Below are 25,097 nucleotides of genomic sequence, written 5' to 3' on the forward strand. Positions count from 1 at the left end.
ACAGCCATCGCCTTGATTTCATACGAAAGGCCCGGCAAGAATCACGCCTTCCACAAATGGATTAGCTGGTGTTCTCTGTTCGAAGTCTTTGGAAAAGATCGAACCGTGTCGCGCGCGGCGGACCTAGACAGGCGGTGGTCGATATGATCTATTTGTAGTCATTCTTTGATCATTGGCTTGCGCGTGCTGCGTTCCGTTAGGTGCTTCTCTGCTGGGGAGATCATGTCTTGGCGAACCGTGCACCCTCCATTTCTTCCAGACTTGTGATCGGGCTTTCGCTTCTTGCCCTGACTACAGGGTGCGCCTCGACCTTGCCAGCAGAGGAGGCGATGGCCTTTCGAACTCTCGCGACCGCGGACAAGAGCGCGTTCGACGCGGTCGTCGATCGCGAAGCGCAGGTCGGTCTAGAACGATCGCAACGCCTTCTCGGCGCCAACGAGGGACGGGTGGCCCTCAACAACTGCGGCAGCACGGCGACCGAAGATTGCACGGTGACGTACGCTATCGCAGGCGTCGATTATCAGCTCGTTCGCTCGGCACCGAATATGCGAGCGCTGCTAGGCGGGATCGTCCGCTATTCTGATGCGATGGCCGAGCTCTGCGAGGCGGAAGACCTCGAAACCGTCAAGAGTAGGTCAGAAGGTGCCGCCGGCGCGGTCAAGGCCTTGGCGGCGCTGATCCCGGGAATGCCGGCGATCACCAATGCGATCATCGACGCTGCCACGTTTGCCGGTAACGAGCGCCTGCGAACCAAGCGGCGGAAGGCGCTGCTGCAAGTGGCTTTGGCCGCGCGCGAGCCCATCGCCGCAGCGTCGCAGGTCGTGGCCGAACAGACCGCAGCTCTGAAAGGCTCGATCCTGGCCGGCGGCGCCGAGAATATTGCGGCTACTCAGGCTGTCATCGTGCGGGGTCAGGCGGAGGAACGACGTCTCCTCAATGGCCGCCCGCTCGAGCAGGCCGTGCTGACAGCGGCGGAACGCGGGCGGGTCGAAGCACTTCGTGCCGAACGGCGCCAAGCGCTTGCGCTCCTGGTCGAGCAATCGCGGCAAATCGGGTCCGCTCGCAAACTTGGTGCGGAATGGGGCAAACTCAACGCAGCGCACGAGAAACTCATCGCCAAGCTCCAGAACCCGGACCTCAGCCTTGAGGACGCGCTCGCGGACATCAACGCCGTGCTCGCCCTTCTCGATGCGATCAAGGGTGAGTCATGAAGCGGAGCGCTGACATGGCGGATCTCTATCGCGCCTACCAGAAGCTGTTCGAACGGGTGGGACGACGCGACCATTCGACGTTGCGGATGCACACCGCAGATTCCGGCAAGATCGACGCGCTCCGCGCGCTTAAGGACGGGCTTCGCGGTGTCGCGGCGGCGCTGGAAGCCGCTGTGTTCGATCTGCAAAACAGCGGGCAGACCAACGATCAGCTATCACTCGCACTGTCGATCGCTAATCATTGCGCCGCGGGCGCGGCCCAGATGCTCGTGGCAGCGCTTGACGGAAGCGAGGAGATCAGAGCTGCAGTCGATGCGATGGAGCAGTCCGCCGAAGCGCTCGGAAAGATCAGAACCGGCACCGAAGAATTGATAGAGGACCTCGACAACGTCACCGGCGTCCTCACCGCGGCCGGACAGATGCTCGAATTGATCAAGGCGTAGCGACTCACGAGATGGACACGATCGGCGCGCTGCGTAAGTTCGTGACGATCGGGGGTGGCGGTGACGTAACGAATCTGGTCGATTGCGCGGTGGCGTCGCTCGGCGAGGGCCTTCTCCCATCAAATGAGTTCATCGACGAAAGCAAGAACCCCATCCTACTGAGCGGCCTCGCAGCCACGTATCCGACGAGGTGTTTCTGCTCGTCGCGCCAGTTGCGGTTCACGTTCAGGTTCGAATCCTGTCGGGTGCGCCACATGCCAGTCTAGTAGAATCCGCGCGCGGAATGTCCGCAAACGACTTGGCGCGCGGCCTCGTCATGGCTAACAATGCTCTTCCTAATAATGGCATTATATCCCAAAAAATGGGATTACTGGGCGAGGAGGAGAGAAGTGCAAGATGTGCTGGGCCGCAGGATCGTCCGGGTAACCGCCGCTGTATCGTTTGCGCTGGCATTGCTCGCTCAAACGTCACCGACGTCCGCGCCTTCGCCCCAATTGGCGCGCGACGGCACGCCGCAGATCTTCATCGCGAGCGATTCGACCGCGCAGAGCTATGACGAGGCGCGCTATCCCCAGACCGGCTGGGGTCAGATGTTCGCCTGTGCGCTGGGCAAGGGCGTGGGCCTGCAGAACCGCGCGATCGGCGGGCGCAGCACCAAGAGCTTCATCGCGGAAGGCCGATGGGAGCGGCTGCGCGCCGATCTGCGCAAAGGCGATGTCGTGCTCATCCAGTTCGCGCACAACGACGCCAATCAGGCCAGGCCCGAGCGCTATGCGCCGGCCGAGACGGTGTATCGCGTGAATCTGGAGCGCTTCGTCGCCGAGGCACGGGCAGCCGGGGCGACTCCCGTCCTCGTCACGCCGATCGCGCAGCGCATGTTTGAGGCCGACGGCCGCACCAAGGCGGGTTTCGCCGCCTATTCCGCAGTGGTGCGCGACGTCGCCAGGCGCGAGCGGGTGCGCGTCATCGACCTCGAATCGCTCAGCCGCGCCTGGATCGACCGTACCGGCGCCGAGCGCGCCAAGGCGTTCTACCTGCATCTCAAGCCTGGGGACGGGTTCAAGGCATTCCCCAACGGCATCACCGACGACACGCATCTGAGCGAGCTCGGCGCGCGGGGCGCGGCGGCGCTGGTCGCGGGCGAATATCGCCGCCTGCGTCTGCCGCACTGGCAAAAGATCGATGCCAGGATGCCGGCGCTGCTGCGTCAGGCGCCGTTGGGGCACCGCGGCTGCACGTGATGCGCTAGCCGTCCTCGCGCTCGAGCAACTCCTCGCGGACATGCACCGCCAGCAGCGACAGGCGCACCTCGACCAGGAAGGCAATCAGCCCCGCCGTCAGCAGCAGCATCGAGGCGATGAAGGTCACCGCGACGATGCCGCCGATATCGAGATGAGTCAGCGTCGCGCCGAACATCAGCGCGACGACGAGGCAGATCAGGATCGCACTCGCGACGCACAGCCAGATCGATGTGTTGATCACCGACAGCCGGCGGTCGATCAGCCGCAGCTCCCATACGTGCCGGTCATGCTCCGCGCCCTGCGACACCGGGTGGAGCTGCTCGATCTTGCGCGACCGGTCGACCACGCGCGCCATGCGCCCGATCAGTACGTTGAGGATGCCGGCGATGCCCGCGAGCAGGAAGACGGGCGCGATCGAGACCTGGATGGTCTGGGCGACGGTGGAGAGCATCAGCGGCTGCATCCGCCTCACTCTATGGCGCGCGCGCGGCGCCGCCAAGCGGCTTGCACCCATTGGTAACGCATTCGCGTTATCGCGCGGACATGACCAGGCCAATGCCGCTCGCCGAGTTCACTCGCCTGCCCCCGCTGCTCGCCGCGAGCATCGGCGACGGCCTTGCGAGCGCGCTCGACGCGGTGGCGGACCATGCCGCGCCGACGCATCGTTTCCTGCGCTATGGCTGGTTCGCGGCGGCACTGGCCGCCTATGGCGGCGCGGCCCGCACCTTGACCGTGGTGCGGGAGGGCGTTCCGGTGCTTGCGCTGCCGCTCGTCCCGCTCGGCCCCTCGTTCCTGCGCCTGGCCGCGGTGCCCGGCTGCTACTGGCCGTTCCGCAGCTTTCCGGCGGCAGCCGACGCCGGCGCCGAAGCCTTCGAGCTGTTGCTCGACCATCTCGGGCGGGAAGCCAATGCGCTGCGCATCGGTCCCGTCTATGACGGGGATCCGGCGCTCGAGGGCTTGCGCGCCGCCGCGGCCGCCAGGGGCTGGGTCGCGCTCGACCGCTTCGTCGCCGAGAGCTTCCTGCTCGACATGGCGGCGCTGCGCGACGAGGGCATTTGGCCGCGCAATTCGACGCTGCGCAAGAACCGCTTCCACGAGAAGCACCTTGGCGAGCATGGCGCGCTCGACTGGCGCTTCGTCGCGGGCGAGGACTGGACGCCTGCCGCGTTCGACGATCTCGCCGATATCGAGCGCAAGAGCTGGATCGCATCGCGCACCGACGGCAGCGACGCCAAGTTCACCACGGAGGGGCATGGTGCCTTCTGGCGCGCCGCCGCGGCCGATCCGGTGATCGCGCGGATGATGTGGGCGGCGCTGCTGCGCATCGATGGCGAGCCCGCCGCCTTCTCGTTCGACATGAACGCCGGAACGCTCAAATACGCCATCGCCAACAGCTACGACCCGCGCGTCGCCAAGCATTCGCCGGGCAAGCTGCTCTATTATCGCAATCTCGTCCGCGCGATCGAGGACGGCATCACGACGGTCGACTGGGGCGCGGGCGACAGCGGCTACAAGCGCGTGATCGGCGCCGACGCCGGTCCCGCGATCCGCGACTGGCTGTTCGTGCGGCGGGGATTGCCGGCGCTGGCCGGGCGTTTGCTCCGGGGCTGGTGGCGGCGCAGCGGCCATGCTGCGCCTTCGCCAGCTGTCCCGGACGCCGCCTAGCCAGGCAACTTCGGCGGCTGGGTGAAGTTCGGCGGGAAGGGCGCGCCCTTCGATCCCTTGGGATCGCGCAGCACGTTGCGGCCGGGCGTATCGGCGGCGAGCGGGATCTGCATCCCGTCCGTCTCCTCGAGCAGCTTGAACAGCTTGGCGCCCATCCGCGCCGCCAGCGCCTCATGCCCCGGCTGGGCGAGCAAATTGTTGTTCTCGTGCGGATCGGCTTCGATGTCGTAGAGCTCGTCCAGGTCCCAGATGCCGTGGAAGCGGATGTACTTGTAACGGTCCTCGCGCAGCGCATGGACGGTCGGGGTCTGCGGGAAGGCGCGCTCCCAATAATATTCGTAGACCAGCTCCTCGCGCCACGGCACTTGCTCGCCGCGCGCCAGCGGCAGCATGTTGGCGCCCGCCATGGTTTCCGGCGCGGCGAGTCCGGCGGCGGCGAGCATCGTCGGCGCGACGTCGATATTGGCGACGACCTGCTCGACCTTGCCCGGTCCGAACAGCGCGGGGCAGCGCGCGAGCATCGGCACGCGCATCGATTCCTCGTACGCCGCGCGCTTGTCGATCAGCCCATGCTCGCCGAACATGAAGCCGTTGTCGCCCATGTAGAGGATCAGCGTGTCGTCGAGCTCGCCGCGCTCGGCGAGCAGATCCATGATCTTCGCCAGCCCTTCGTCGACCGCGAGCAACGTCTCCATATAGGCCTTGTAATAGTCGGCGATGTCGAGCCTGCCGTGATAGGCATATTCGACGCCGTGCCAGCTGTTGCGCTGATTCTCGACCCACATCGGGCGGCCCGGCACACCGGCCTTCATGTTCTCGGGATAGCGGAAGGTCGCATCCTTGTAGCGGCCGGCATGGCGCGGCGCGGGGATGAACTCGGAATGCACCGCCTTGTGCGCGAGGTGCATCATCCATGGCCGCTTGCGATCGCGCTTGCCGATCCAGTCGAGCGCGTATTCGGTCAGTTCATCGGTGATATAGCCCTTCTGCGGCACCTTGCGCCCGTCGACGTTGAGCCCGTCGGCATGGGGCAGATAATGGCCCTGCCCCTTGAAGCTTACCCAATGGTCGAAGCCCGGCTGCGGGTGATCGGTCTCCGCGCCCATGTGCCATTTGCCGATGAAAGCGGTTTCATAGCCGGCCCGCTGAAGATATTCGGGATAGTAGGTGAGGCCCGGCGGGATCGGATGGTTGTTGTCCACCACGCGATGCTGGTGCGCATAGAGGCCGGTGAAGATCGACGCGCGCGACGGCGAGCACAAGGCGGTGGTGACGAAGGCATTGCGGAAATGCACCCCCTCACGCGCCAGCCGGTCGAGCGTCGGGGTCTCGCCGAAGTCCTGCGCCTTCATGAATCCCATCGCGTCGTGGCGATGGTCGTCGGTCAGCACGACCAGGATGTTGCGCGGGCGCGCGCGGGGAATGCGCTTGAGGAGAAGGTTTTTCTTCTGCGGCACCGCCGCGGCCGAATCCGCAGCCCAGCTATAGAGGCCGAACGCACCGCCACTGCCTGCCAGAAGTACGCCGCGCCGGTCGATCTCGTTGCTCATTCCCGCTTACCCAGATGCTGGTCAAAGAAGCGTGCGATGACCCGATATGCCTCCATCGATTCGGGCATGTCGGGCCAGACGAAGAACGCATGCGGCAATCCATCGAACAGGAACAGCTGGCTTGGAACGCCCGCCTGCGTCAACCGGCGATGCGCCAGCGTCAGGGCGCTCGCCGCGAAATCGCGGCTGCCCGCCAGCAGCAAGGTCGGCGGAAACAGCCGGGTTTCGGCTTCGGAGAGCAGGGGGTAGGCGGCCGCATCGTCTCCCGCGATCCCCGCCATATAGGCTGTGGGCAGCAGGCGCGGCAACGGGCCCGACGGGGGCGCGGCATCTTCCGCGATCGGCCCAAGATAGGCGCTGTCGCCGCTGAACGCCGCCGCGGTACCGCAGAATGTGCCGATCGCGCCGGGCCGCGGCAGGCCCTGCTTGCTGATCCACGCGACCGACTGGGCGGTGATGATTCCGCCCGCCGAGCAGCCATAGATGCCGATATTCTCAGGCCGGTACTGCTTCAGCAGCGCGCGATAGACCGCGGTCACGTCTTCCGAGGCCGCGGGATAGCGGTGCTCGGGAGTAAGCCGGTAGTGGACCGTGACGACCTTGATGCCACCGGTCGCCGCGATCGGAATCGCCTCGACCAGCGCGCCGCTCCCCGATCCCCACATGAACGCGCCGCCATGTATGTTGATCAGCACGCGATCCTTGTTGCGCGGATCGATCCCGGCGCCCGGGGTGACGATATCGACCGCCACGCCGTCCAGCGTCATGCGCTCCTCGCTGGTCCGGAAATGCCGCCGCATCTCGGCCAGCCGGTCGTCATTATATTTCTGGTAGAAGGCGCGCTGCTTCGCGAGGTCGCCCTTGAAGTCCGGCGATCGCGCCGCGCGCATCCGCAACAGCACCGCCTTGGCCTCCCCGCTCAGCTGGTCCGACGGCGGCAGCGTGAAGGCAGGCACCTCCACTGCGGCAGGGTCTTGCTGCGCCAGCGCCGGGGCCGCAGCAAGCAGGATGAGCAAGGCGCCGAACGTCTTCATGATGCCACGGTCCCTTATTTGTGGTCCAGATGCGAATAGGGATCGGTCTGCCCCGCCAGCCACGGATCGCGCGTCGCCTTGCGCATCTCCAGCAGCCGCGCGCGCAGCGCGTCGCGCACCGCCGCATGTGCTGGATCGGTGGCGAGGTTGACCAGCTCGTCCGGATCGCGCGACAGGTCGTACAGCTCCTCGGCGGGCCGCTTGAGATAGGCTGCCTGGCTGCGCTTGCCGAGCGGGATCGCGGGATCGGCGCTGATCGCCTTCCAGCTCGGCGATCCCGCGACATCGCCCGCGATCGGATAGTCGAGCGGGTGCGCGAGGTTGAGGATGTAGCTGTGGGTGCGGGTCCGCACCGCCCGCATCGGGTAATATTGGTTGATCTCGTGGAACTCGTGGCTCGCGAACACCGCGTCGCGCGCCGGATCGCCGGGCTTGCCGAGGATCGGCAGCAGCGACTTGCCCGACAGCGGATACTCCGGCGACGCGACCCCGGCCCATTCGAGCACCGTCGGCGCGATGTCGACCCAGCTGACCATCGCGTCACTGGCCGTGGTGCCGCTGCCCGGCGCGCGGACGATCAGCGGGAGATGCAGCCCCGGCGCATAGAGATTGGTCTTGGCGCCCGGGAAGGGCCGGCCATTGTCGCTGAGGAAGATCACCAGCGTGTCGTCCGCACGCCCGCTCTGCGCGAGCAGATCGAGCAGCATGCCGACGCCGCTGTCGAGCCGGCTCAACGATTCATAATATCCGGCGAGGTCCTGCCGCACCTCGGGCAGATCGGGCAAGTGCGACGGGATATGCACCTTCGCCGGATCGTAGCGAACCGGCTTCACCCCCGGCCAGGGGCGGTCGTTGCCATAGTCGGTCGCGGCGCGGTGCGGATCGCTGTACGCGACCGTGACGAAAAAGGGCCGGTCGTTCGTCGAGCGGATGAAGCTCGCCGCGGCGGTCGCCATCTCGCGCACGTCGCGGATGCCCGAGCGCTCGGGCACCAGCTCAGCCTCAAACGGAAAGGCCTTGTCCGGCCCGACATGCTTCTTGCCGACCAGCGCCACCGCGTAGCCCGCACGGCGCAGCAGCGACGGGAGCGTTTCGATGCCGTCGAGCAGCGACTGGTGGTGGACGTCGTGCTGGAGCCCGTACATGCCGTTCTGGTGGCCGTAGAGCCCGGTATGGATCACCGCGCGGCTCGGGCTGCACGAGGAAACCGCGGCGAAGGCGTGGGTGAAGCGCGTGCCCTCGCGCGCCAGCCGGTCGAGCCGCGGCGTCGCGACGGGCGTGCCGTAGCAGCCGAGGTCGAGCCCCTGGTCGTCGGAGATGAGCAGCAGCACGTTGCGCTGCCGCTTGCCCGCCTGTGCCCGCGCCGCGCCTGCCGAAACCGCCGCCGCCCCCGCCATCCCCTTGAGCAGCGTGCGGCGGTGCATGGGCGAGTCTCCGGTCAGCGCTCGGCGGCGGGAGAAAAGGGTCCCGGACCGGAAGGGGAAGGGGGCCTACCGGTCCGGGAGAGGAGAGGTCAGAACTTCAGCGCTGCGCTGAAGCGGAACGAGCGGCCGAGGATCGGGCGCGCCAGGATTGCACCCGATCCCTGCCCGCCGATGATGCGCGGATTGCCCTCGGTCAGCCCGATCTCGTCGGTCAGGTTGTTGCCTGTCACCGCCAGCGTCACATGCTCGCCGACATCGACCGTGATGCCTGCGTCGAGCTGGTAGAAATTGGGCAGCAGCTGGGCGTTCTCGGGGTCCGAGAAACGGTCGCCGGTATATTGCAGCGTCGCGAACAGCGCCGGCCTCACTCCGCCCAGGTCGACCTCATAAGCCGGGGTCACGCGCCACGCCCAGCGCGGCTGGCGCTGCACGCGGTTGCCGGTGTTGTCGACTGTCCCGCCGGTGAAGAAGTCCTGATAGGTCGCGTCGAGCCAGGTGCCGCCGGCGGTGATGCTGAAGCCCTGGAACGGCCGCACCGCGCCTTCGACCTCGACGCCGGTGGTCTTGGCGCCGCCGACCTCGGGGATCGGCACGCCGTTGACGAGACGCGATGACGCCAGCCCGTCGAACTTGTTGTGGAACAGCGTCGCATAGAGGCTGACCAGCGGCGTCGAGATCTTGAGCCCGCCTTCATAGGTCTCGACCTCGGCGATCTGGGTCAGCCCTTCGCGCAGATTGTCGAACATCGGGAAGCTGTTGCCGCGGCTGTAGCGGGCGAACACCCCGATCTGGCTGGTGATGTCGTAGTTGATGCCCGCGGTCCACGACCAGGCCGAGTCGGCATAATGGAGCTGCCGCGGGCCGCCGAGCACGTTGACGGCATTGTCGTAGAGCGTGTTGGGATTGCCGTCGAGATCGACCGTCCCCGAGGGCGTGCGCAGCGTCGCGTCGACGATGTGGCGCTGCCAGCGCACGCCGCCGTCGATGCGCAGCTCGGGCGTGATCTGGAACTCGTCGACCGCGTAGAAGGCATAGTCGGTGCCCTTGTAGAAGGCGTCGACCTGGAAGCCGGGTCCGCTGACGAAGCCGTTGAGCGTCGCGGTACGTCCGCCATTCAGCGTCATGTTGAGCAGCCGCGCATTGGGCTCGGCGGTGAGCAGCACCTGGTTGCCGAGCACCCATTTGTCGCGCGAGCTATAGTCGGCATAGTAGAAGCCGCCGGTGAACTTGTTGTTGCCCGCGGTCCATTCGAACGCCGAATCCGACACGAAGGACGAGATCTTCTTGCGCACTTCCCAGATGCCGGCGCGCATCACCTGCGCGTCGGCGCCGCCGCTCACGGCCTGCCCGCCATTGACATAGGTGAGGCTGGAGACGGTCGATCCGGTGCCGCCCAGCGCGACCGCGACGTCCGCTGCCGAGCGCGGCGGGCCTTCGGGGACCATGCCGATCGTGTCGGCATTGCCGCCGAGATAGCTCAGCCGCTCGCGCAGGCGCAGGCCGTCGGCGACCTCATAGTCGAACGCGATGCCGGTGTTGATGACGTCGGCGCCGCGGCCCTGGGCGAGATCGATGGTGCGGCCGACGATGTTGGTGGTCACCTGCGTCTCGCGGCCGGGCAGCGTGCCGGTGCCGGCGTCGAAGCCCGGATAGGCCGAGATCTCGCCATTGTTCGAGATCACCGGGATCGGCAGCAGCCACTGGCCGCGGTCGTTGAGATAGCGCGCATAGATTTCGACCGAACCGCGATCGTCGAATTCGTGGCGGATGTTGGCGGTGATCTGCCCGCCCTTCTCGGCGCGGAACTGCGGATCGCGGACGCCGTTGCCCTGGGCGTAATAGCCACCGACCATGAAGCCGGTATTCTCGCCCAGCGGGCCCGAGACCCAGGCGTCGCCGCGGATCTCGCCATAATCGGTGTAGCTGACCTTGCCGAACGCCTCGAAGTTGCTGCCGCCGGTGCGCGGCACGACGTTAACCGTGAGGCCCGGCTGGCCGTTCGAGAAGAGCGAGCCGGTGCCGCCGCGCACCGCCTCGACGCGCTTGACCGTCTCGTCGAGACGGATCAGCTGCGAGTTTTCGAGGAACGACAGCGTCGCGGGCGGAAAGATCGGCACGCCGCCAAGCTGGAAGGTCACGAACTGCGCGTCGCCGCCCGACGGATAGCCGCGCACGAAGATGTTGGCGCCGTTCTGGCCGCCCGAACTCTCGGCCATCACGCCCGGCACGCTGCGCAGGATGTCGGCGGTGCTGGTCGGCGCGGCGCGGTCGAGCGCTTCCTCGCTCAGCGTGGTCACGGCGAAGGCCGCGTCCTGGCGGCGCGTGCCGCCGCCGGCGGTGCCGACCACGACGATCTCTTCGGTCGTCTCGGCCTCGTCCTGCGGCGTGGCGGCGGCGGGCTCAGCGGTCTGGGCGGTTTGGGCCGAATTTGTTTGGGCATGGGCTGCGGTGGCGATCAGCGCCAGCGGCGCGGCCCCGAGCATGAAAACGGCACTGCGAAGCATAAATCCTCCCCTTCGAGCGTGCATCGGCAAATTTGCCTTCCTGGGACTAATGCTATGCGCAACTGAAATGCTTTTCAAGAGGTCGTTTCACTGTCGGCGCCATACATGGCTTGCGGCACGTGCGGCGCGGCCCTACCACAGCGGCGATGGGCAGGGAGCCGAGGAGCAAGCGCGGGGGCGCATCGCGGCTGACGATGCAGGATATCGCGCGCCTCGCGAACGTCTCGACCCCGACCGTGTCGCGCGTGCTCAACGGCAGTCCGCTAGTGACCGAGGAGACGCGCGAGCGCGTACTCGAGGTGGCCCGCACGCATGGCTATGCGGTCAACCGCAACGCGCAGAAATTGCGCCACGCGCGCACCAATACCGTCGCGGTGGTGCTCGATTTCGGCTCGCACCGCCACGGCGCGATCGGCGATCCGTTCATCTTCGAGCTGCTCGCCGGCGTGTCCGAGGCGCTGTCGATCCGCAACCAGGATTTGCTGCTCTCGCCTCCCGGGCTCGACGATGCGCGCGCCTTTCGCGACTTCTTCCAGGCGCGCGGGGCGGACGGGTTCATCGTGCTCGGTCAGGGCACGCGCGACGCGATGCTGCGCAATCTCGCACGCGAGAATCTGCCACTGGTGGTGTGGGGCGCAGTGGCCCCCGACGCGGGCTATTGCGCAGTAGGCAGCGATAATCTCGCCGGCGGCAAGCTCGCCGCGCAGCATTTCCTCGCACAGGGCCGCAAGCGCTGGCTGTTCCTCGGCGATACGCGGCACGAGGAGCTGCGCCTGCGCTACGAGGGGCTGAGGCTCGGCGCTGCGGGCCATCCCGACGTGACGATCGAGCTGCAGTCGATCCCGTCGATGGCGTTCACCGCGACCGGAGATGCGGTGACCGCCTATCTCGCACAGGGCGGGCAGCCGGATGCGGTGTTCGCTTTCTCGGACACCGCGGCGATGGCTGCGATCGGCTCCTTCCGCGCGCGGGGGCTCACGGCGCCGCGCGACTTTTCGCTGGTCGGTTACAACAACATCCCGCCGACTGCGCATTTCAGCCCGGCGATCACCACGATCGACCAGAAGACCGACGTCGCGGGCGCGCTGCTGGTCGAGAAGCTGATGCAGCGGATCGACGGCGGGCGGCCGCAATCGGTGATGCTGCCGACGCGCATGGTGGTGCGCGAGACCTGATTCCCGACGCTGCCCGAGGCTTGCAAAGGGTTCGTGCGGATCGGCTCTTGAAATCGTTATCAAAGGTCCGGTATCCAGGTTGAAACTGGAGAGGAGCCGGCCGTTGGGGGCCCATCGGAATCATGGGGGTGAAGCCCTGCAATTCGGGACTGACGGCTGGACCGTTGCGATCGCTGGCGACGATCCGGCGTGCGAGGGCTGGGCGGCGACCATACTCGCGCTGTCCAACGGCGCGCTCGGCGTGCGCGGTGCGATCGAAGAGCGGGCGAAAGCGACCACCTTCCTGGCGCAGGCCTATGAGACCATACCGATCCATTATCACGAGCGGCTCAGCGGCTTTGCCGAACAGTCGGATTCGCGCGTGCCGGTCGCCGAGCCGCTCGGGCTCCGCGTTCGGGTGGATGGCGCGGAGGTCGACTTCGCCGCGGCACGGATCGCGGAGACTCTGCGCTCGCTCGATTTGCGCAGCGGACGGCTGACCCGACGCACGCGCTGGATCCTCGCCGACGGGCAAGTGCTCGAGATCATCGCAGAGCGGCTCGTCCCGATCGACGGCAGCCCGGTGCTGCTGCGCCGCCTGTACGCCACCGCGAGCGAAAAACAGGTCACGCTCGAACCCCATCTCGCCTCCGCGCCGCGGCCCGAGGGCCAGTCCGACGATCCGCGGATCGGCGTCAATCTCGGCACCGGCGGCTTCGTCACCGAACAGGCCGACGACACGCGCGTGATCGAGCGGCTGCCGGGCAGCGGCACCGGCGTCGCCGCCGTGCAGCGCGTGCGCGCCGACGGGGAAGCAACCTTCGTCGTCACCGGTTTCGCCGTGGGCAAGGCCGAGTCAGGCGCGCTCGGGGCGCGGGCGGCGCAGCTCGCCGAGGCGCATCTCGCCGCCGGCTTCGATGCCGTGCTCGAAGCACAATGTGCCGCATTCGCCGCCTTCTGGGACCGCGCCGACATCGCAATCGACGGCGACGCGCGCACCACCGCGGCGCTCCGCCTCAACCTCTATCACCTCTTCTGCTCGGCCGGGCGCGACGGCGTCTCGACCGCCGCCGCCAAGGGTCTCACCGGCGAAGGCTATGAGGGCCATTATTTCTGGGACACCGAGGCGTTCATGCTCCCCGTGCTGGCGGTGCTTGCACCCGAGGTTGCGCGCGCGATGCTCGTCTATCGCTACCGCACGCTCGACGGCGCGGCCGCCAATGCGCGCGCGCTCAACCATGAGAGCGGCGTGCTCTATGCCTGGCGCACGATCGGCGGACGCGAATGCTCGGCGCATTATCCGAGCGGCTCGGCGCAGTATCACATCAACGCCGCGATCGGCTTCGCGATCGGTCTCTATGCCGACGCCACCGGCGACGAGGGATTCCTCATCGAGATGGGCGCGGAGATGCTGGTCGAGACTGCGCGGCTGTGGCTGTCGCTCGGCGATTGGCGGGATGGCGCCTTCCACCTCCACGGCGTCACCGGGCCCGACGAATACACCACGCTGATCGACGACAATTGGTACACCAACCGCATGGCGCAGAAGCATCTGCGCCTGGCCTGCGACGTGGCGGATCGCGTGCGGGAAAGGGCGCCCGACGCATGGGCCGAGCTCACCGCCGCGATTGGCCTGGGCGAGGACGAGCTCGCTGCCTTCGCTCGCGCGGCGGATGCGATGCACCTGCCCTTCGATGCAGAGCTCGGCATCGATGCACAGGATGCGAGCTTCCTCGGCAAGCCGCACTGGGACGTCGCCGCCACGCCGCGCGAGCGCTTCCCGCTGTTGCTTCATTATCACCCGATGACGCTCTACCGGCACCAGGTGTGCAAGCAGGCCGATCTGATCCTCGGCATGGTGCTGGGCGGCGAGGACGTGCCGCTCGAGCGCAAGCGCCGCGCCTTCGACTATTACGAGCCGCTCACCACGCATGATTCGACGCTGTCGGCCTCGACTTTCGCGATCCTCGCGAGCGAGATCGGCTATCCCGAGCAGGCGCTGCGCTTCTTCCGCGCGACCAGCTTCGTCGATGTCGAGGACCAGCATGGCAATACCAGCCACGGCGTGCACATGGCCTCGCTCGCGGGGTCCTGGCTTGCGTTGGTGTGGGGGTTCGCCGGCTTCCGCCCGGCGGACGGCGGCTTCGCCTTCCGCCCGACCTTGCCCGATGTCTGGCAGGGCTATCGCTTCGGTCTCAGCTGGCGCGGCAGCGAGCTACGCGTCGAGGTGAACCGCGACGGCGCGCACTATCGCGTCGTTGCAGGCGAACCGCTCGCCTTCCGCCATGGCGACACTGAGGTGCGCATCGCTGCGGGCGAGAGCTGGACCGGCCCGCTCGCATGAGCATCTTCCCCCGCCAGCTCGACGCCGTCGCCTTCGACCTCGACGGGGTGCTGACCGACACCGCGCGCGCGCATTATCGCGCGTGGAAACGGCTCGCCGACAGCCTCGCCATCCCGTTCGACGAGGCCGCGAACGAAGCGCTCAAGGGCGTCGACCGCATGGGCAGCCTCGCGCTGATCCTCGGCGACCGCTCCGGCTTCGACGATGCGGCGCGCGCGCAGCTCGCCGCGCGCAAGAACGACTGGTATCTCGACGAGATCGCGCATTTCGGCCCCGCCGACCTGTTCCCCGGCGCACGCGAGGCGATCGCGGCATGCCGCGCCGCCGGCCTCAAGGTCGCGCTCGCCTCGGCGAGCCGCAACGCGCCCTTGCTGCTCGCTCGGATGGAGATCGACTCGCTGTTCGACACGGTTGTCGACCCCGCCTCGGTCGCGGCGGGCAAGCCTGCGCCCGACATCTTCCTCGCCGCCGCCGCAGTGGTCGGCGCCGAACCCGCACGCACGCTCGGCGTCGAGGATTCGCAGGCCGGCATCGTCGCGATCCACGCCGCCGGGATGCCCGCGCTCGGCGTCGGCACGTCCGCGGCGCTGCCCGACGCGGACCACGTCATCCCGACGATCGCCGACTTCAGCCTCGCGGACTATCTCGCCTAGGCGGGCTGCTGCGCCGCCGCAGTCCGCCGCGTGATCCGGTCGAGCTGCCACAGCGCGATCCCGATCAGCACGATCGGCACCAACACGAGATAGAAGGCGGTCTGGCCCGAGAAGCGGTCGAACACGATTCCGGTGATCATCGATCCGATCGTGCCGCCGAGCGCAGAGAAGATCACCATCAGCCCGACCATCGCCGCGTGCCGCGCCTGCGGCAGCGCGCTCAGCACCACCGACGAGACAATCGGGTAGATCGGCGCCATGAACACCCCGATCAGCGGGAAGATATAGGCGGCGAGCGGCGCGCTGAACCAGGTGACATCAGGCCGCAGCGTCAGCCCGCGCGTGCTCGGTAAGGTCAGCAGCACCAAAGCCGCCATCGCCGCGAGGCAGATCAGCAGCAACCTGAGCCAGCCGAGCTTCGCCACCAGCCAGCTCGCGCTCACCCGGCCGAGCGCCAGCGCGGCGATGAAGATGCTCGACGCCTGCACGCTCATCGCGCTGGGCAGATGCAGCACCTGGTTGTTGAAGGTGGGCAGCCAGGTGCCGATGCTCTGCTCGACCAGCACATAGAGGAAGATCGCGGCGAGGAAGGCGATGGTCGAGGGCAGGATGGCGAGCGCGAGCATGTCGCGGCGGCTAGCGGCGGGCGCGCCCTCGGCCACGGCGTTGCGGCTCTCGTCGAGCGGGGCGAGCCACCACAGCAGCGCCGATCCCGCGGCGAGCGCGGCGATCACATGATAGACGTCGAGCCAGTCCTCGCCGGTGCGGTCGCGGCCGATGAACCAGCCGAACATCCAGATCCCGGCGAGAATGCCGACCATGAACACCCCTTCGACCAGGCTGGTCAGCCCCGCATGCCGCTCACGCTCCGGACGCAGCAGCCCGATCGAGGCATAGGTCGCGACCTTGGCGATGCCGAAGCACAGGCCGGTGAGCACGAAGAACAATTGCGTCGCGAGGAAGCTGTTGGCGACCGGCATCAGCAAAGCGCCGGCAGCAATCGCCAGCATCACCCCGATCTGCGCGCGGCGGAAGCCGAAGCGCGGCAGCGACACTGCGAACAGGAACGAGGCGACGACCACCGACAGGTCCTTGCACGCCTCGAGCGTCGCGGCCTGCGGCTTGGACACGCCGTAATGCGCGATCGACTGGAGGATCACCGTGCCGACGCTGTTCATCAGCAGGCCGAGCACCGCATAGCTGGTGACGAGTGCAACGATCGCCAGCGCCGGTCGCGCCATAACCCCTCCCATGGTTTTGTCGGGGTCAGCCTAATGCGGTGAAAGATGAAATGGAATGCTTTTCATTGCGCAATCCCGAGGCCTTCGGCGCGGTCCTCGTTCTCATAGGCCGGATGTTCGGGAGACAGGGCAACCGGTCGATCGGGTGACCTCGCTTCCACCCATAACGAGATACTTGTAAGACAGCTTATTCTGTCTTACAGGTTTCAGCGCAAACCCGAATAAATCGGGGTGGGAGGAGTTCTGAAGATGGCACAAACTGTGTTCGCGCGCGCCACGGTTTCGGTGACTGCGCTGGCAATCGGCCTGGGATTCGCGCCCGCCGCCACCGCCCAGACAACGGCGGCCGGCCAGGACGAGACGGCCGAAACCGCCCCCGCCGATCAGGGCGCGGAAGATATCATCGTCACCGGCTTCCGCGGATCGCTCGAGAAGTCGCTCGCGACCAAGCGGAACGAGACTGGCGTCGTCGATTCGATCTCGGCCGAGGACATCGGCAAGTTCCCCGACTCGAACCTGGCCGAATCGATGCAGCGCCTGCCGGGTGTCGCGCTCGCCCGCGGCGACGGCGGCGAGGGCAAGACCATCTCGGTTCGCGGTCTTGGCGCGCAGTTCACCCGCGTGCGCCTCAACGGCATGCAGGGTTCGAGCTCGACCAACTCGTCGGACATCCGCGCCGGTTTCAACTCGTCGCGCTCGTTCGACTTCAGCGTGTTCGCGTCCGAGCTGTTCAGCGAGCTGACCGTGCGCAAGACCTATTCGGCCGACGTCGATGAAGGCTCGCTCGGCGCGACGGTTGATCTGCAGACGCCGCGGCCGCTGTCCTATGCCCAGGATTTCACCCTCGCTGCGAGCGCACAGGGGACCTATGACGATCTGCGCGGACGCGTCAGCCCGCGCGTCACCGGCCTCGTTTCCAAGAAGTTCCTCGATGGCACCTTCGGCATCGCGGCGTCGATCGCCTATACCAAGCGCTACACGCGCGAGGAGGCGTGGTCGGCGGTCGAAGTCTATCGCGGCACCCAGCAGGGCGGTTTCTGCTCTCCAGTCGGCTATCCGACGCAGAATCCGGCCAGCAACGTCCCGCTCGGCACCGACGCGCTCAACTGCGCGACCGGCCTATCGCGCCCGCCTGGCACCGCCGAGAACATCGCCAACTATGAGACCGCCCGGAACGCCTTTATCTATCGTAGCCCGCGGTGGCTGCGATCGGACCAGGATTATTCGCGGCTCGGCGCCACGGTCACAATCGAGGCTGAACCCGCCGAGGGCACGCATTTCTCTCTCGACGGCCTGTACAGCTGGTATGACGTGACGCGGCGCGATTATAGCTTTGCCGCCAACTCGTTCGCGCGCGGCCTGAACAACCACGGCCAGCCGATCACGACGGTCACCGACATCGAGGTCGATTCGCTGGGCAGTACGCTGTACGGCCAGTTCAACAACATCGATATCTCAAACGATATCGCCTTGCGCAAATACACCACCACCTTCCGCCAGATCAACGCGACCTTCTCGCAGGAACTGGGGAAGCTGACAATCGACGCCTATGCCGGCCTGTCGCTCTCTACGATGCACAACCCCGTATCGACGCAGATCAGCTTCTTCGCCAACGACGTCCAGAATTTCTCCTATGATTTCCGCGGCGGCGGCAGCATCCCTGTGATCAACTGGGGCTTCGACACCACCAACGCCGCCAATTACTTGTTCGCGCCTAACCTCGTGGTGCAGACCTCCCCGACCACCAGCGTGACGATCTTCCGCAACCTGCTCAACAAGGGCGACAACAAGGAGGATACCGAGAATCTGACCGCCGAGTTCAACGCGACCTACGCGCTGTTCGACGGCTTCAAGGTCCGCGCCGGCGTCCAGTATCGCGAAGGAAACTACAAGCGATACACGCGTAGCCGTGCGGGCAACGTGACCACGGGATCGCTGCCGGCCGGAACCGCGATGAGCTCGGTAATGACGCTGATCGACGACTTCGGAAAATCGATGCCGGGCAACGTCGGCGGGTCCTGGCTGGCGCCGGACTACGACGCGATCGACAAGCTCATCAACTTCACCAACGATGACAGCGGGACCTATGCCCTCGCACCGATCCCGGTACGCGACACGCTGAGCGAGAAGGTCACAGGCGCATATGGGATGGTCGAGTTCGATACCGACGTGGGCGTGCGTCTGCGCGGCAATATCGGCGTGCGCTACGTCCATACCAACCAGAGCGGGCTGGGTACCGTCGCCGGCGTCTCACGTACCCTGACCCGCGAATATGACGACTGGCTGCCCTCGGCGACGATCACCGCGGACCTCACCGACAAGCTGATCCTGCGTTTTGCCGCGGCGAAGGTGATGGCGCGGCCGGAACTCAACCATATTCTGCCTGCAGGCGTGAACATCGCCCTCAACACGCGCACCATCTCGGGTCCGAACTTCTACCTCGACCCAATCCGCGCAAAAACGGTCGACGTCAGTCTCGAATATTATTTCGGGCGGCGCGGACTGATCGCCGTGGGCGGTTTCTACAAGGATATCGACAGCTACATCCAGGCGCTGTCCGAATCGATGCCCTACAGCCAGACCGGACTGCCACTGTCGCTGATCGAGGGGTCGGGCAACACGGCAGCGACCGAATTCACGGTCAGCAGCCGGCAGAATACGCCGGGCGGTCCGCTCAAGGGCATCGAGGTCAATGTCCAGACCGGCTTCGACTTCCTGGGCGATACGTTCCGCAACTTCGGCATGCTGGCGAACTACACCTTCGTCGACTCGCAGATCACCTATTGCCGGACGTCCGGCGCATCCTGCACGGGCGCCAACACCCTGGTCCGCGACCTGGTGAACCTGTCCAAGCACACCTTGAGCGGGACGCTCTATTATGAAGATGACAAGTTCAGCATCCGCGGCACCGCGACCTATCGCGACAAATATCTACTGACCGTGCCGACCTCGCGCATCGGTACGGACGCGCAGGGCAATTTCGTCAACGACGTGCAGGGCGCCAATTCGACGGTGTTCGTCGATCTGGCCGCGTCCTACCAGATCACGCCGCAGATCCAGCTGCGCCTCGAAGCGCAGAACATCACCAACGAAGCGCTCGAATTCTACTACGACTCGGTCCGCCAGGACCCCTATTACACGGCGTACACCGGGCGGAAGTTCTCCGCCGGCGTCGCCTTCAAATTCTAGGCCGGCACTGGGCAAGCGCGCGAGCGCCAAAAAGGGGGCGCCCGGTTCGCTGATCGAGCCGGGCGTTCCTGATTTAAACGACTGAGGAAAGGACGACATGACGACACGCCGCAGCCTTCTGGTCCAGGCGCCCGCCGCGGCGCTGCTCGCATTGCCCGCCGTCCCGGCGTTCGCGCGGCAGCGCATTGTCGACATCCGCAGCCACGGCGCGGTGGGCGACGGCAAGACGATCAACACCAAGGCGATCCAGAAGGCGATCGACGCCTGCGCCAGGGCCGGCGGCGGGATGATTGCGGTGCCCGCCGGTGTGTTCGTCAGCGGCTCGATCTGGCTCAAGCCCGGCGTCGGGCTCGAGCTGCGCAAGGGCGCGGTGCTGCGCGGCTCGCCCAACCTGTCGGACTATCCGCTGGTGCTGCGGCGTTTCGTCGAGGCATTTCCGGAGGCGCTGCGCCTCGGTCTGATCAACGCGCAGCACAATCACGGCCTGCGCATCGTCGGCCCGGGCACGATCGACGGCGGCGGCGATCCCTTCTGGCGGATGTTCTTCAACGCGCCCGAGGAGAACGTGCAGGGCGTCAAGGTCCAGTACCACTTCCCCCAGCTCTGCTCGATCGAGGATTGCGACGACGTGCTCGTCAGCGGTGTGACGTTCAAGGACGCTGCCTTCTGGAACCTGCACATGTATCGCTGCCGCCGTTCGGTGATCGAGGATTGCAGCTTCGAGGTGCCGCACGAGATCCGCGCACCGAGCAGTGACGCGATCGACCTCGACAGCTGCCAGGACATCGTCGTGCGCCGTTGCCGCTTCTCGGTCGACGACGACTGCATCGCATTGAAGGGCACGCAGGGGCCGGGCGCCACGGCGTACAAGGAAGCGCCGCCAGTCGAGCGCATCCATATCCATGACTGTCTGTTCGAGCACGGCTTGGGCTGCGTCACTTACGGCAGCAACGCCACGATCGTCCGCGACGTGCGGGTCGAGCGGATCACCAATGTCGGCGACATCCCGACGATCCGCTTCAAGGTGCGCCCCGACACGCCGGGGCAGGTCTATGAGAAATTGCGCGTCAAGGGCGTGCGCCTCGCCGAGGCGCCGACGCCCTATGGCAGCTTCTGGCACCGCGGCGAGGTGTTCTACGGCTATGGCAAGCCCAATTTCGGCGCCGACGATCCCGCGGTCGGGCTGATCGTCAACGCCCGGCTGGTGCACGGCACCAAGGTCGAGCCGCGCATGCCCGGCGCGATCATCCGCGACGTGGTGATCGAGGATGTGACCGGCACCACGCGCCGCTTCGGCAACATCTCCGGCAACCCGACCACGGCGATCTCGGACTTCCTGCTCAAGGACATCGATGTACGCCTGACCGACCAGGGCGAGCGCCAGAAGCTGATCGCCCGCAACACGCGCGACATCCGGATGGAGAATGTCCGCGTGAACGGCGCCCCGGGCGAGATCGTGACCTGACCCCCCTTCGTCACCCGGCCATGTGCCGGGGTCCACGCCACCGCACGCAATGCCCCCGAACCTCGCGCGCACCGCTCGCCGCGCGGTGGGCCCCGGCACAAGGCCGGGGTGACGGTGGCGGGCGCAAGCTTGCAATGTTGGAATTCAGCTGCGAGCCTTTCCGGGCTCTTTCTCATCGTCAGCCCGGGTCATCCCACGCCTCCCGCGCGCGCGCGCGTAGCACTGGGACTCTTGAGACCTTCCGGTATCCTGATACCGCTCAGAGCCGATAGGCCTGCCGCACCAGATTATACGCCAGGTCCTGCGCCACCGCCAACGCCTCGTCCTTCTCCAGCCGGTGCTCGGCGACGAGGCGGGCGAGGAAGGAGCAGTCCACCCGGCGGCTCATGTCGTGCCGCGAGGGGATCGACAGGAAGGCGCGGGTGTCGTCGTTGAAGCCGACGGTGTTGTAGAAGCCGCCGGTCTCGGTCACCTGCTCGCGGAAGCGACGCATCCCCTCGGGGCTGTCGTGGAACCACCAGGCCGGGCCGATGCGCAGCGCCGGATAATGGCCGGCGAGCGGCGCGATCTCGCGCGCGTAATTGCTCTCGTCGAGGGTGAACAGGATGATCGTGAGGTCGCGCTCGTTGCCATAGGCGTTGAGCAGGGGCTTGAGCGCGTTCACATACTCGGTGCGCGAGGGCCAGTCGTCGCCCTTGGCCTCGCCGAACGTGTCGGTCACCGCCGGGTTCTGGCTGCGCAGCGCGCCGGGGTGGATCTGCATGACGAGGCCGTCGTCGAGGCTCATCCGCGCCATCTCGGTCAGCATTTGCCCGCGGAAGCGCTCGGCGTCATGGGCGTCACCCTCGCCGCGGACGATCCGGCCGAACAATGCCGCCGCCTCTGCTTGGGGGAGGTTCTCGGTATGCGCGGTCGGGTGGCCGTGATCGGTCGAGGTGCAGCCGCCATGCTCGATGAAATAGCGCCGCCGGTTGCGCAGCGCGGCGAGATAGCCGTCCCAGCTCGCCACATCCTCGCCGGTGATGCGGCCAAGCTCGGGCAGCGCCTCGCGGAAGCGGGGATGCTCGGGATCGGTGACGTTGTCGGGGCGGAAGGCGGTGACGACGCGGCCGCTCCATCCGCTCGCCGCGATCGCGCGGTGGTGGCGCAGGTCGTCGAGCGGGTCCTCGGTGGTCGCGAGCAGCTCGATCCCGAACCGCTCGAACAGCGCGCGCGGGCGGAATTCGTCGGTCTTCAGCTTGGCGTCGATCTGGTCGTAGATGCGGTCGGCATTGGCGGGCGAGAGCCGCTCGGTGATGCCGAGGATCGCGTGGAAGGCATGGTCGAGCCACATCCGGCTCGGCGTGCCGCGCAGCAGGTGGAAATTCTCGGCGAAGCGGCGCCAGATCTTGCGCGGATCGCTCTCGGTCCAGCCGCCGTCGATCCGCGGCACGCCCAGCTCCTCGAGCGGCACGCCCTGCGAGTAGAGCATGCGGAAGACATAATGGTCGGGGATGATGAACAAAGCCGCCGGGTTGGCGAAGGGCTCGTCGCTCGCGAACCAGGACGGGTCGGTATGGCCGTGCGGGCTGACGATCGGCAGGTCCTTGACCGAATTGTACAGCTCGCGTGCGACGGCGCGGGTGTCGGGATCGGCGGGGAACAGGCGGTCGGGGTGCAGCGACAGCGGCATGGAATCGGTCATTGTGAATCAGAACCCTTGGGAAGCGCCGCCGTCGACGGGCAGCAGGACGCCGGTGACGAAGCGCGCGGCGGGGGAGCAGAGATAGACGGCGGCCAGCCCGATATCCTCGGCCTCGCCGAAGCGGCCCATCGGGGTGCGCTGGAGGATGCGGTCCGAGCGTGCCGGATCGCCGTCGAGCGCCCTGCGCAGCATCGGCGATTCGATCCAGCCGGGCGCGATCGCGTTGACCCGCACGCCCTGTCCCGAGACCTCGGTCGCCAGCGCCCGAACCATGCCGACATAGGCCGACTTGGCGGCCGAATAGGCGATCACCTGCGGCATGCCGAGCAGCGAGGTCATCGATGCGGTGAACAGGATGTTGCCGTGCTGCGCGGCGAGCATCGCCGGCAGCACCAGCCGCGTCAGGTTGTGTGCGGCGAGGACGTGCGTGTCGAGCATGCCCGCGAAATCCTCGACGCTGGTGTCGACCGCGAGCTTCTTGAAGTTATGCCCGGCATTGTTGGCGAGGATCGTGATATCGCCGACCTTTTCCCGCACCCGGTCGAGCATCGCCGGCATCGTGTCGAATGCGGTGACGTCGGCGGCTTCCCAATAGGCGCCGTCGCCCAGCTCGGCCGCCGCCGCCTCGACCATATCGGGACGCCGCCCGACCAGCACCACCTTGGCGCCGGCGGCATGCATCGCCTTGGCCATGCCGAGACCAAGGCCGCTGCCCCCGCCGGTGATCAGCGCGACTTCGCCGTCCAGGCGGAAGGCCTGGGCGGGATCAAGCTGCATTGCGGCACCCCCGGTCGAGATCCGGTGTGTCCTGGTGCTTGTACATCACGAAATACTCCCGATGCCCGAGCGCCTCGGGCTTGCTTGGCTGGCCGCTCGCGACATCGGCGACCATCGCGCCGAGCTCGTCCGCGCAGGCGTCGAGGGTGAGTTCGCCCGCCAGCACGCGGCCGGCGTCGAAGTCCATGTCCTCTTCCATCCGGGCATAGGTGCGGCTGTTGCCGGTGACCTTGACCAGCGGTGCGATCGGCGATCCGATCACGCTGCCGCGCCCGGTGACGAACAGCACGATCTGGCTGCCGCCGCTGACCAGGTCCATGATCCCTTCGGTGTCGTTGGGGTTGGTGTAGCCGAACTGCATGAAGTGCGGGTCGGGCACCGAATCCATCACCCACAGGCCGGGCCAGGGCGGCGCCTCGCCGACCTTGATCACGCCCTGGATCGGGCGCGATCCGCTCTTGGCGAAGGCGCCCATGCTCTTCTCTTCGATCGTGGTGAGGCCGCCCGCGAAATTCCCCGGCGACACCGAATATTGCCGCACCTCGCGGCAATAATGCTCGGCCTTGGCATAGGCGGCGGCGAGCTCGGCGCGGGCGCGATCGTCGGCGGCGCGGGCGAGGATGATGTCCTCGAGCCCGATCATCTCGACAATCTCCTCAACGATGGCTGAACCGCCGGAATCGACGACGCGGTCGAACAGGCGGCCGACCGCGGGGTTGCCGACGAGACCGCTGGTGCCGTCGGAGCCACCGCACTCGGCGCCGAGCGTGAGGTCGGCAAAGCCCATTGGCACGCGCGGCGTCTCGCGCCGGATCCGGTCGCGAAGCTCGCGGACGATCGCCTTGCCCTTTTCGGTCGAAGAACGCGTGCCGCCGACATCCTGGATGAAGAACGAAGCGGCGGGCCGCCCGCTCTTCTCCACCGCCTCGGCGATCTTGGCTGGCTGGGTATATTCGCAGCCGAGCCCGACCGAGAGCACCGCGCCGATATTGGGATGCCGCGCGAGGCTGAGCACGAGCCGGATCGCATATTGGTTGTCGTAGCAGCCGGGGAAGCCGATGACCTGCACGTCCTCCTCGCCCGCGGCGATGGCGTGCGCGACATGCGCGGCGCACTGGACGGTGTAGATGACGAGCACGAGGTTGCGGATGCCCTTGCGTTCGTCGGGCCGAAGCCAGCCGGTCCACTGTCGGTCGAAGATGTCAGTCATAGGCCATGTCCTTGGCCGCGCCGGTGACCACGTCGAATCCGCCCGAGCGCTCGTCAAAGCGGCTGGTGCAATTGTGAAGATGGACCCAGTCGCCCTTGCGGATCGCGGTGGCGGCGTGGCCGATCGGGATACCGAACTTCACCACCGCCGCGCCCGCCGCGATGTCCGCCAGCGCGATCTTATGCCCCAGCGCGATCGCTTCGTTGAGCGCGACCTCGCCGTCGCCGATCACGGTCACCACGTCCGAGCCGTCGCCGAGCAGTGTCGCGACATTGTCGTCGGGGTGGATGCGGAACGCGGTGGTCATC

The 25,097-nt window shown here is 66.8% G+C and carries 20 protein-coding genes; 10 read left to right on the forward strand and 10 right to left on the reverse strand.

All coding sequences use genetic code 11. The features are described from left to right. The first annotated feature begins 329 nt into the window (after positions 1-329). The 4 genes from OK349_RS13430 to OK349_RS13445 all read left to right on the forward strand — a co-directional run bounded on the left by OK349_RS13430 (position 330) and on the right by OK349_RS13445 (position 2,895). Complete coding sequence (locus OK349_RS13430) at positions 330-1,211, forward strand: hypothetical protein (RefSeq protein ID WP_265118296.1); 882 nt, start codon at positions 330-332, stop codon at positions 1,209-1,211. Positions 1,212-1,225: 14 nt separating this feature from the next. Further along, positions 1,226-1,654: a hypothetical protein gene (locus tag OK349_RS13435; protein WP_265118297.1), complete on the forward strand. Its 429-nt coding sequence runs from the start codon at positions 1,226-1,228 to the stop codon at positions 1,652-1,654. 11 nt (positions 1,655-1,665) lie between these two features. Next, positions 1,666-1,920, forward strand: coding sequence for a hypothetical protein (locus tag OK349_RS13440; RefSeq protein ID WP_265118298.1), 255 nt, complete (start codon positions 1,666-1,668; stop codon positions 1,918-1,920). Positions 1,921-2,148: 228 nt separating this feature from the next. Next, the gene (locus OK349_RS13445; protein WP_265118299.1) at positions 2,149-2,895 is read left to right on the forward strand and encodes a rhamnogalacturonan acetylesterase; all 747 of its coding nucleotides are present in this window, start codon (positions 2,149-2,151) and stop codon (positions 2,893-2,895) included. Between the two features lie 4 nt (positions 2,896-2,899). Here OK349_RS13445 and OK349_RS13450 read toward each other — a convergent pair whose 3' ends face one another. Continuing rightward, the gene (locus OK349_RS13450; protein WP_265118300.1) at positions 2,900-3,358 is read right to left on the reverse strand and encodes a DUF2721 domain-containing protein; all 459 of its coding nucleotides are present in this window, start codon (positions 3,356-3,358) and stop codon (positions 2,900-2,902) included. An 80-nt stretch (positions 3,359-3,438) separates the two neighbouring features. Between OK349_RS13450 and OK349_RS13455 the strand changes: the two genes are divergently transcribed. Beyond that, on the forward strand, positions 3,439-4,560 hold the full coding sequence (locus OK349_RS13455) for a GNAT family N-acetyltransferase (RefSeq protein ID WP_265118301.1): 1,122 nt from the start codon (positions 3,439-3,441) through the stop codon (positions 4,558-4,560). On the opposite strand, the gene OK349_RS13460 is transcribed toward OK349_RS13455, so the two are convergent. The 4 genes from OK349_RS13460 to OK349_RS13475 all read right to left on the reverse strand — a co-directional run bounded on the left by OK349_RS13460 (position 4,557) and on the right by OK349_RS13475 (position 11,072). Next, entirely contained in the window at positions 4,557-6,110 is a 1,554-nt protein-coding gene (locus tag OK349_RS13460) for a sulfatase family protein (protein WP_265118302.1), read from the reverse strand. The genes OK349_RS13455 and OK349_RS13460 overlap by 4 nt on opposite strands. Further along, positions 6,107-7,144: an alpha/beta hydrolase gene (locus tag OK349_RS13465; RefSeq protein ID WP_265118303.1), complete on the reverse strand. Its 1,038-nt coding sequence runs from the start codon at positions 7,142-7,144 to the stop codon at positions 6,107-6,109. The genes OK349_RS13460 and OK349_RS13465 overlap by 4 nt, the downstream gene beginning before the upstream one ends. A 14-nt stretch (positions 7,145-7,158) precedes the next feature. Continuing rightward, positions 7,159-8,568, reverse strand: coding sequence for a sulfatase family protein (locus OK349_RS13470; protein WP_265118304.1), 1,410 nt, complete (start codon positions 8,566-8,568; stop codon positions 7,159-7,161). Between the two features lie 89 nt (positions 8,569-8,657). Next, positions 8,658-11,072 carry a TonB-dependent receptor gene (locus tag OK349_RS13475; protein WP_265118305.1) on the reverse strand — a complete coding sequence of 805 codons (2,415 nt, stop codon included), beginning with the start codon at positions 11,070-11,072 and terminating at the stop codon, positions 8,658-8,660. Positions 11,073-11,218: 146 nt separating this feature from the next. Here OK349_RS13475 and OK349_RS13480 point away from each other — a divergent pair, with 146 nt between their 5' ends. From OK349_RS13480 to pgmB, 3 genes are all read left to right on the forward strand, one after another. Then, positions 11,219-12,247 (forward strand): LacI family DNA-binding transcriptional regulator, encoded by a 1,029-nt coding sequence (locus OK349_RS13480; RefSeq protein WP_265118306.1) that lies wholly within the window; start codon positions 11,219-11,221, stop codon positions 12,245-12,247. 103 nt (positions 12,248-12,350) lie between these two features. Then, positions 12,351-14,570 carry a glycoside hydrolase family 65 protein gene (locus OK349_RS13485; RefSeq protein WP_265118307.1) on the forward strand — a complete coding sequence of 740 codons (2,220 nt, stop codon included), beginning with the start codon at positions 12,351-12,353 and terminating at the stop codon, positions 14,568-14,570. Continuing rightward, positions 14,567-15,223 (forward strand): beta-phosphoglucomutase, encoded by a 657-nt coding sequence (gene pgmB / locus OK349_RS13490; protein WP_265118308.1) that lies wholly within the window; start codon positions 14,567-14,569, stop codon positions 15,221-15,223. The genes OK349_RS13485 and pgmB overlap by 4 nt, the downstream gene beginning before the upstream one ends. Here pgmB and OK349_RS13495 read toward each other — a convergent pair. Further along, positions 15,220-16,464 carry an MFS transporter gene (locus tag OK349_RS13495; protein ID WP_265118309.1) on the reverse strand — a complete coding sequence of 415 codons (1,245 nt, stop codon included), beginning with the start codon at positions 16,462-16,464 and terminating at the stop codon, positions 15,220-15,222. The genes pgmB and OK349_RS13495 overlap by 4 nt on opposite strands. A 249-nt stretch (positions 16,465-16,713) precedes the next feature. Here OK349_RS13495 and OK349_RS13500 point away from each other — a divergent pair, with 249 nt between their 5' ends. Together OK349_RS13500 and OK349_RS13505 are read left to right on the forward strand one after the other, a co-directional pair. Further along, positions 16,714-19,653 carry a TonB-dependent receptor gene (locus OK349_RS13500; protein ID WP_265118310.1) on the forward strand — a complete coding sequence of 980 codons (2,940 nt, stop codon included), beginning with the start codon at positions 16,714-16,716 and terminating at the stop codon, positions 19,651-19,653. Positions 19,654-19,750: 97 nt separating this feature from the next. Further along, positions 19,751-21,118, forward strand: a complete 1,368-nt coding sequence (locus OK349_RS13505) for a glycoside hydrolase family 28 protein (protein ID WP_265118311.1) — start codon at positions 19,751-19,753, stop codon at positions 21,116-21,118. Positions 21,119-21,377: 259 nt separating this feature from the next. Here OK349_RS13505 and uxaC read toward each other — a convergent pair whose 3' ends face one another. From uxaC to OK349_RS13525, 4 genes are read right to left on the reverse strand one after another with little or no spacing between them, the layout of a single operon-like run. Beyond that, a complete protein-coding gene (gene uxaC / locus OK349_RS13510) occupies positions 21,378-22,802 on the reverse strand; it encodes a glucuronate isomerase (protein WP_265118312.1) in 1,425 nt (474 codons plus the stop codon). 6 nt (positions 22,803-22,808) lie between these two features. After that, positions 22,809-23,579: an SDR family NAD(P)-dependent oxidoreductase gene (locus tag OK349_RS13515; protein ID WP_265118313.1), complete on the reverse strand. Its 771-nt coding sequence runs from the start codon at positions 23,577-23,579 to the stop codon at positions 22,809-22,811. Beyond that, positions 23,569-24,789, reverse strand: a complete 1,221-nt coding sequence (locus OK349_RS13520; protein ID WP_265118314.1) for a UxaA family hydrolase — start codon at positions 24,787-24,789, stop codon at positions 23,569-23,571. Before OK349_RS13520 ends, OK349_RS13515 begins: the two co-directional genes overlap by 11 nt. After that, the gene (locus OK349_RS13525) at positions 24,782-25,096 is read right to left on the reverse strand and encodes an SAF domain-containing protein (RefSeq protein WP_265118315.1); all 315 of its coding nucleotides are present in this window, start codon (positions 25,094-25,096) and stop codon (positions 24,782-24,784) included. Before OK349_RS13525 ends, OK349_RS13520 begins: the two co-directional genes overlap by 8 nt. Between the last annotated feature and the right edge of the window lies 1 nt (position 25,097).

The sequence above is a fragment of the Sphingomonas sp. BT-65 genome (assembly GCF_026107375.2).
GTDB lineage: Bacteria > Pseudomonadota > Alphaproteobacteria > Sphingomonadales > Sphingomonadaceae > Sphingomonas.

What these genes read in the sequence shown, in the direction of transcription:
- OK349_RS13440 (WP_265118298.1), top strand. Translation starts at nt 1,666, where the DNA reads ATGGACACGATCGGCGCGCTGCGTAAGTTCGTGACGATCGGGGGTGGC.
- OK349_RS13470 (WP_265118304.1), bottom strand. Translation starts at nt 8,568, where the DNA reads ATGCACCGCCGCACGCTGCTCAAGGGGATGGCGGGGGCGGCGGCGGTT.
- pgmB (WP_265118308.1), top strand. Translation starts at nt 14,567, where the DNA reads ATGAGCATCTTCCCCCGCCAGCTCGACGCCGTCGCCTTCGACCTCGAC.
- uxaC (WP_265118312.1), bottom strand. Translation starts at nt 22,802, where the DNA reads ATGACCGATTCCATGCCGCTGTCGCTGCACCCCGACCGCCTGTTCCCC.
- OK349_RS13435 (WP_265118297.1), top strand. Translation starts at nt 1,226, where the DNA reads ATGGCGGATCTCTATCGCGCCTACCAGAAGCTGTTCGAACGGGTGGGA.
- OK349_RS13525 (WP_265118315.1), bottom strand. Translation starts at nt 25,096, where the DNA reads ATGACCACCGCGTTCCGCATCCACCCCGACGACAATGTCGCGACACTG.
- OK349_RS13505 (WP_265118311.1), top strand. Translation starts at nt 19,751, where the DNA reads ATGACGACACGCCGCAGCCTTCTGGTCCAGGCGCCCGCCGCGGCGCTG.
- OK349_RS13430 (WP_265118296.1), top strand. Translation starts at nt 330, where the DNA reads ATGGCCTTTCGAACTCTCGCGACCGCGGACAAGAGCGCGTTCGACGCG.
- OK349_RS13500 (WP_265118310.1), top strand. Translation starts at nt 16,714, where the DNA reads ATGGCACAAACTGTGTTCGCGCGCGCCACGGTTTCGGTGACTGCGCTG.
- OK349_RS13515 (WP_265118313.1), bottom strand. Translation starts at nt 23,579, where the DNA reads ATGCAGCTTGATCCCGCCCAGGCCTTCCGCCTGGACGGCGAAGTCGCG.
- OK349_RS13480 (WP_265118306.1), top strand. Translation starts at nt 11,219, where the DNA reads ATGGGCAGGGAGCCGAGGAGCAAGCGCGGGGGCGCATCGCGGCTGACG.
- OK349_RS13455 (WP_265118301.1), top strand. Translation starts at nt 3,439, where the DNA reads ATGACCAGGCCAATGCCGCTCGCCGAGTTCACTCGCCTGCCCCCGCTG.
- OK349_RS13450 (WP_265118300.1), bottom strand. Translation starts at nt 3,358, where the DNA reads ATGCAGCCGCTGATGCTCTCCACCGTCGCCCAGACCATCCAGGTCTCG.
- OK349_RS13495 (WP_265118309.1), bottom strand. Translation starts at nt 16,464, where the DNA reads ATGGCGCGACCGGCGCTGGCGATCGTTGCACTCGTCACCAGCTATGCG.
- OK349_RS13460 (WP_265118302.1), bottom strand. Translation starts at nt 6,110, where the DNA reads ATGAGCAACGAGATCGACCGGCGCGGCGTACTTCTGGCAGGCAGTGGC.
- OK349_RS13465 (WP_265118303.1), bottom strand. Translation starts at nt 7,144, where the DNA reads ATGAAGACGTTCGGCGCCTTGCTCATCCTGCTTGCTGCGGCCCCGGCG.
- OK349_RS13520 (WP_265118314.1), bottom strand. Translation starts at nt 24,789, where the DNA reads ATGACTGACATCTTCGACCGACAGTGGACCGGCTGGCTTCGGCCCGAC.
- OK349_RS13475 (WP_265118305.1), bottom strand. Translation starts at nt 11,072, where the DNA reads ATGCTTCGCAGTGCCGTTTTCATGCTCGGGGCCGCGCCGCTGGCGCTG.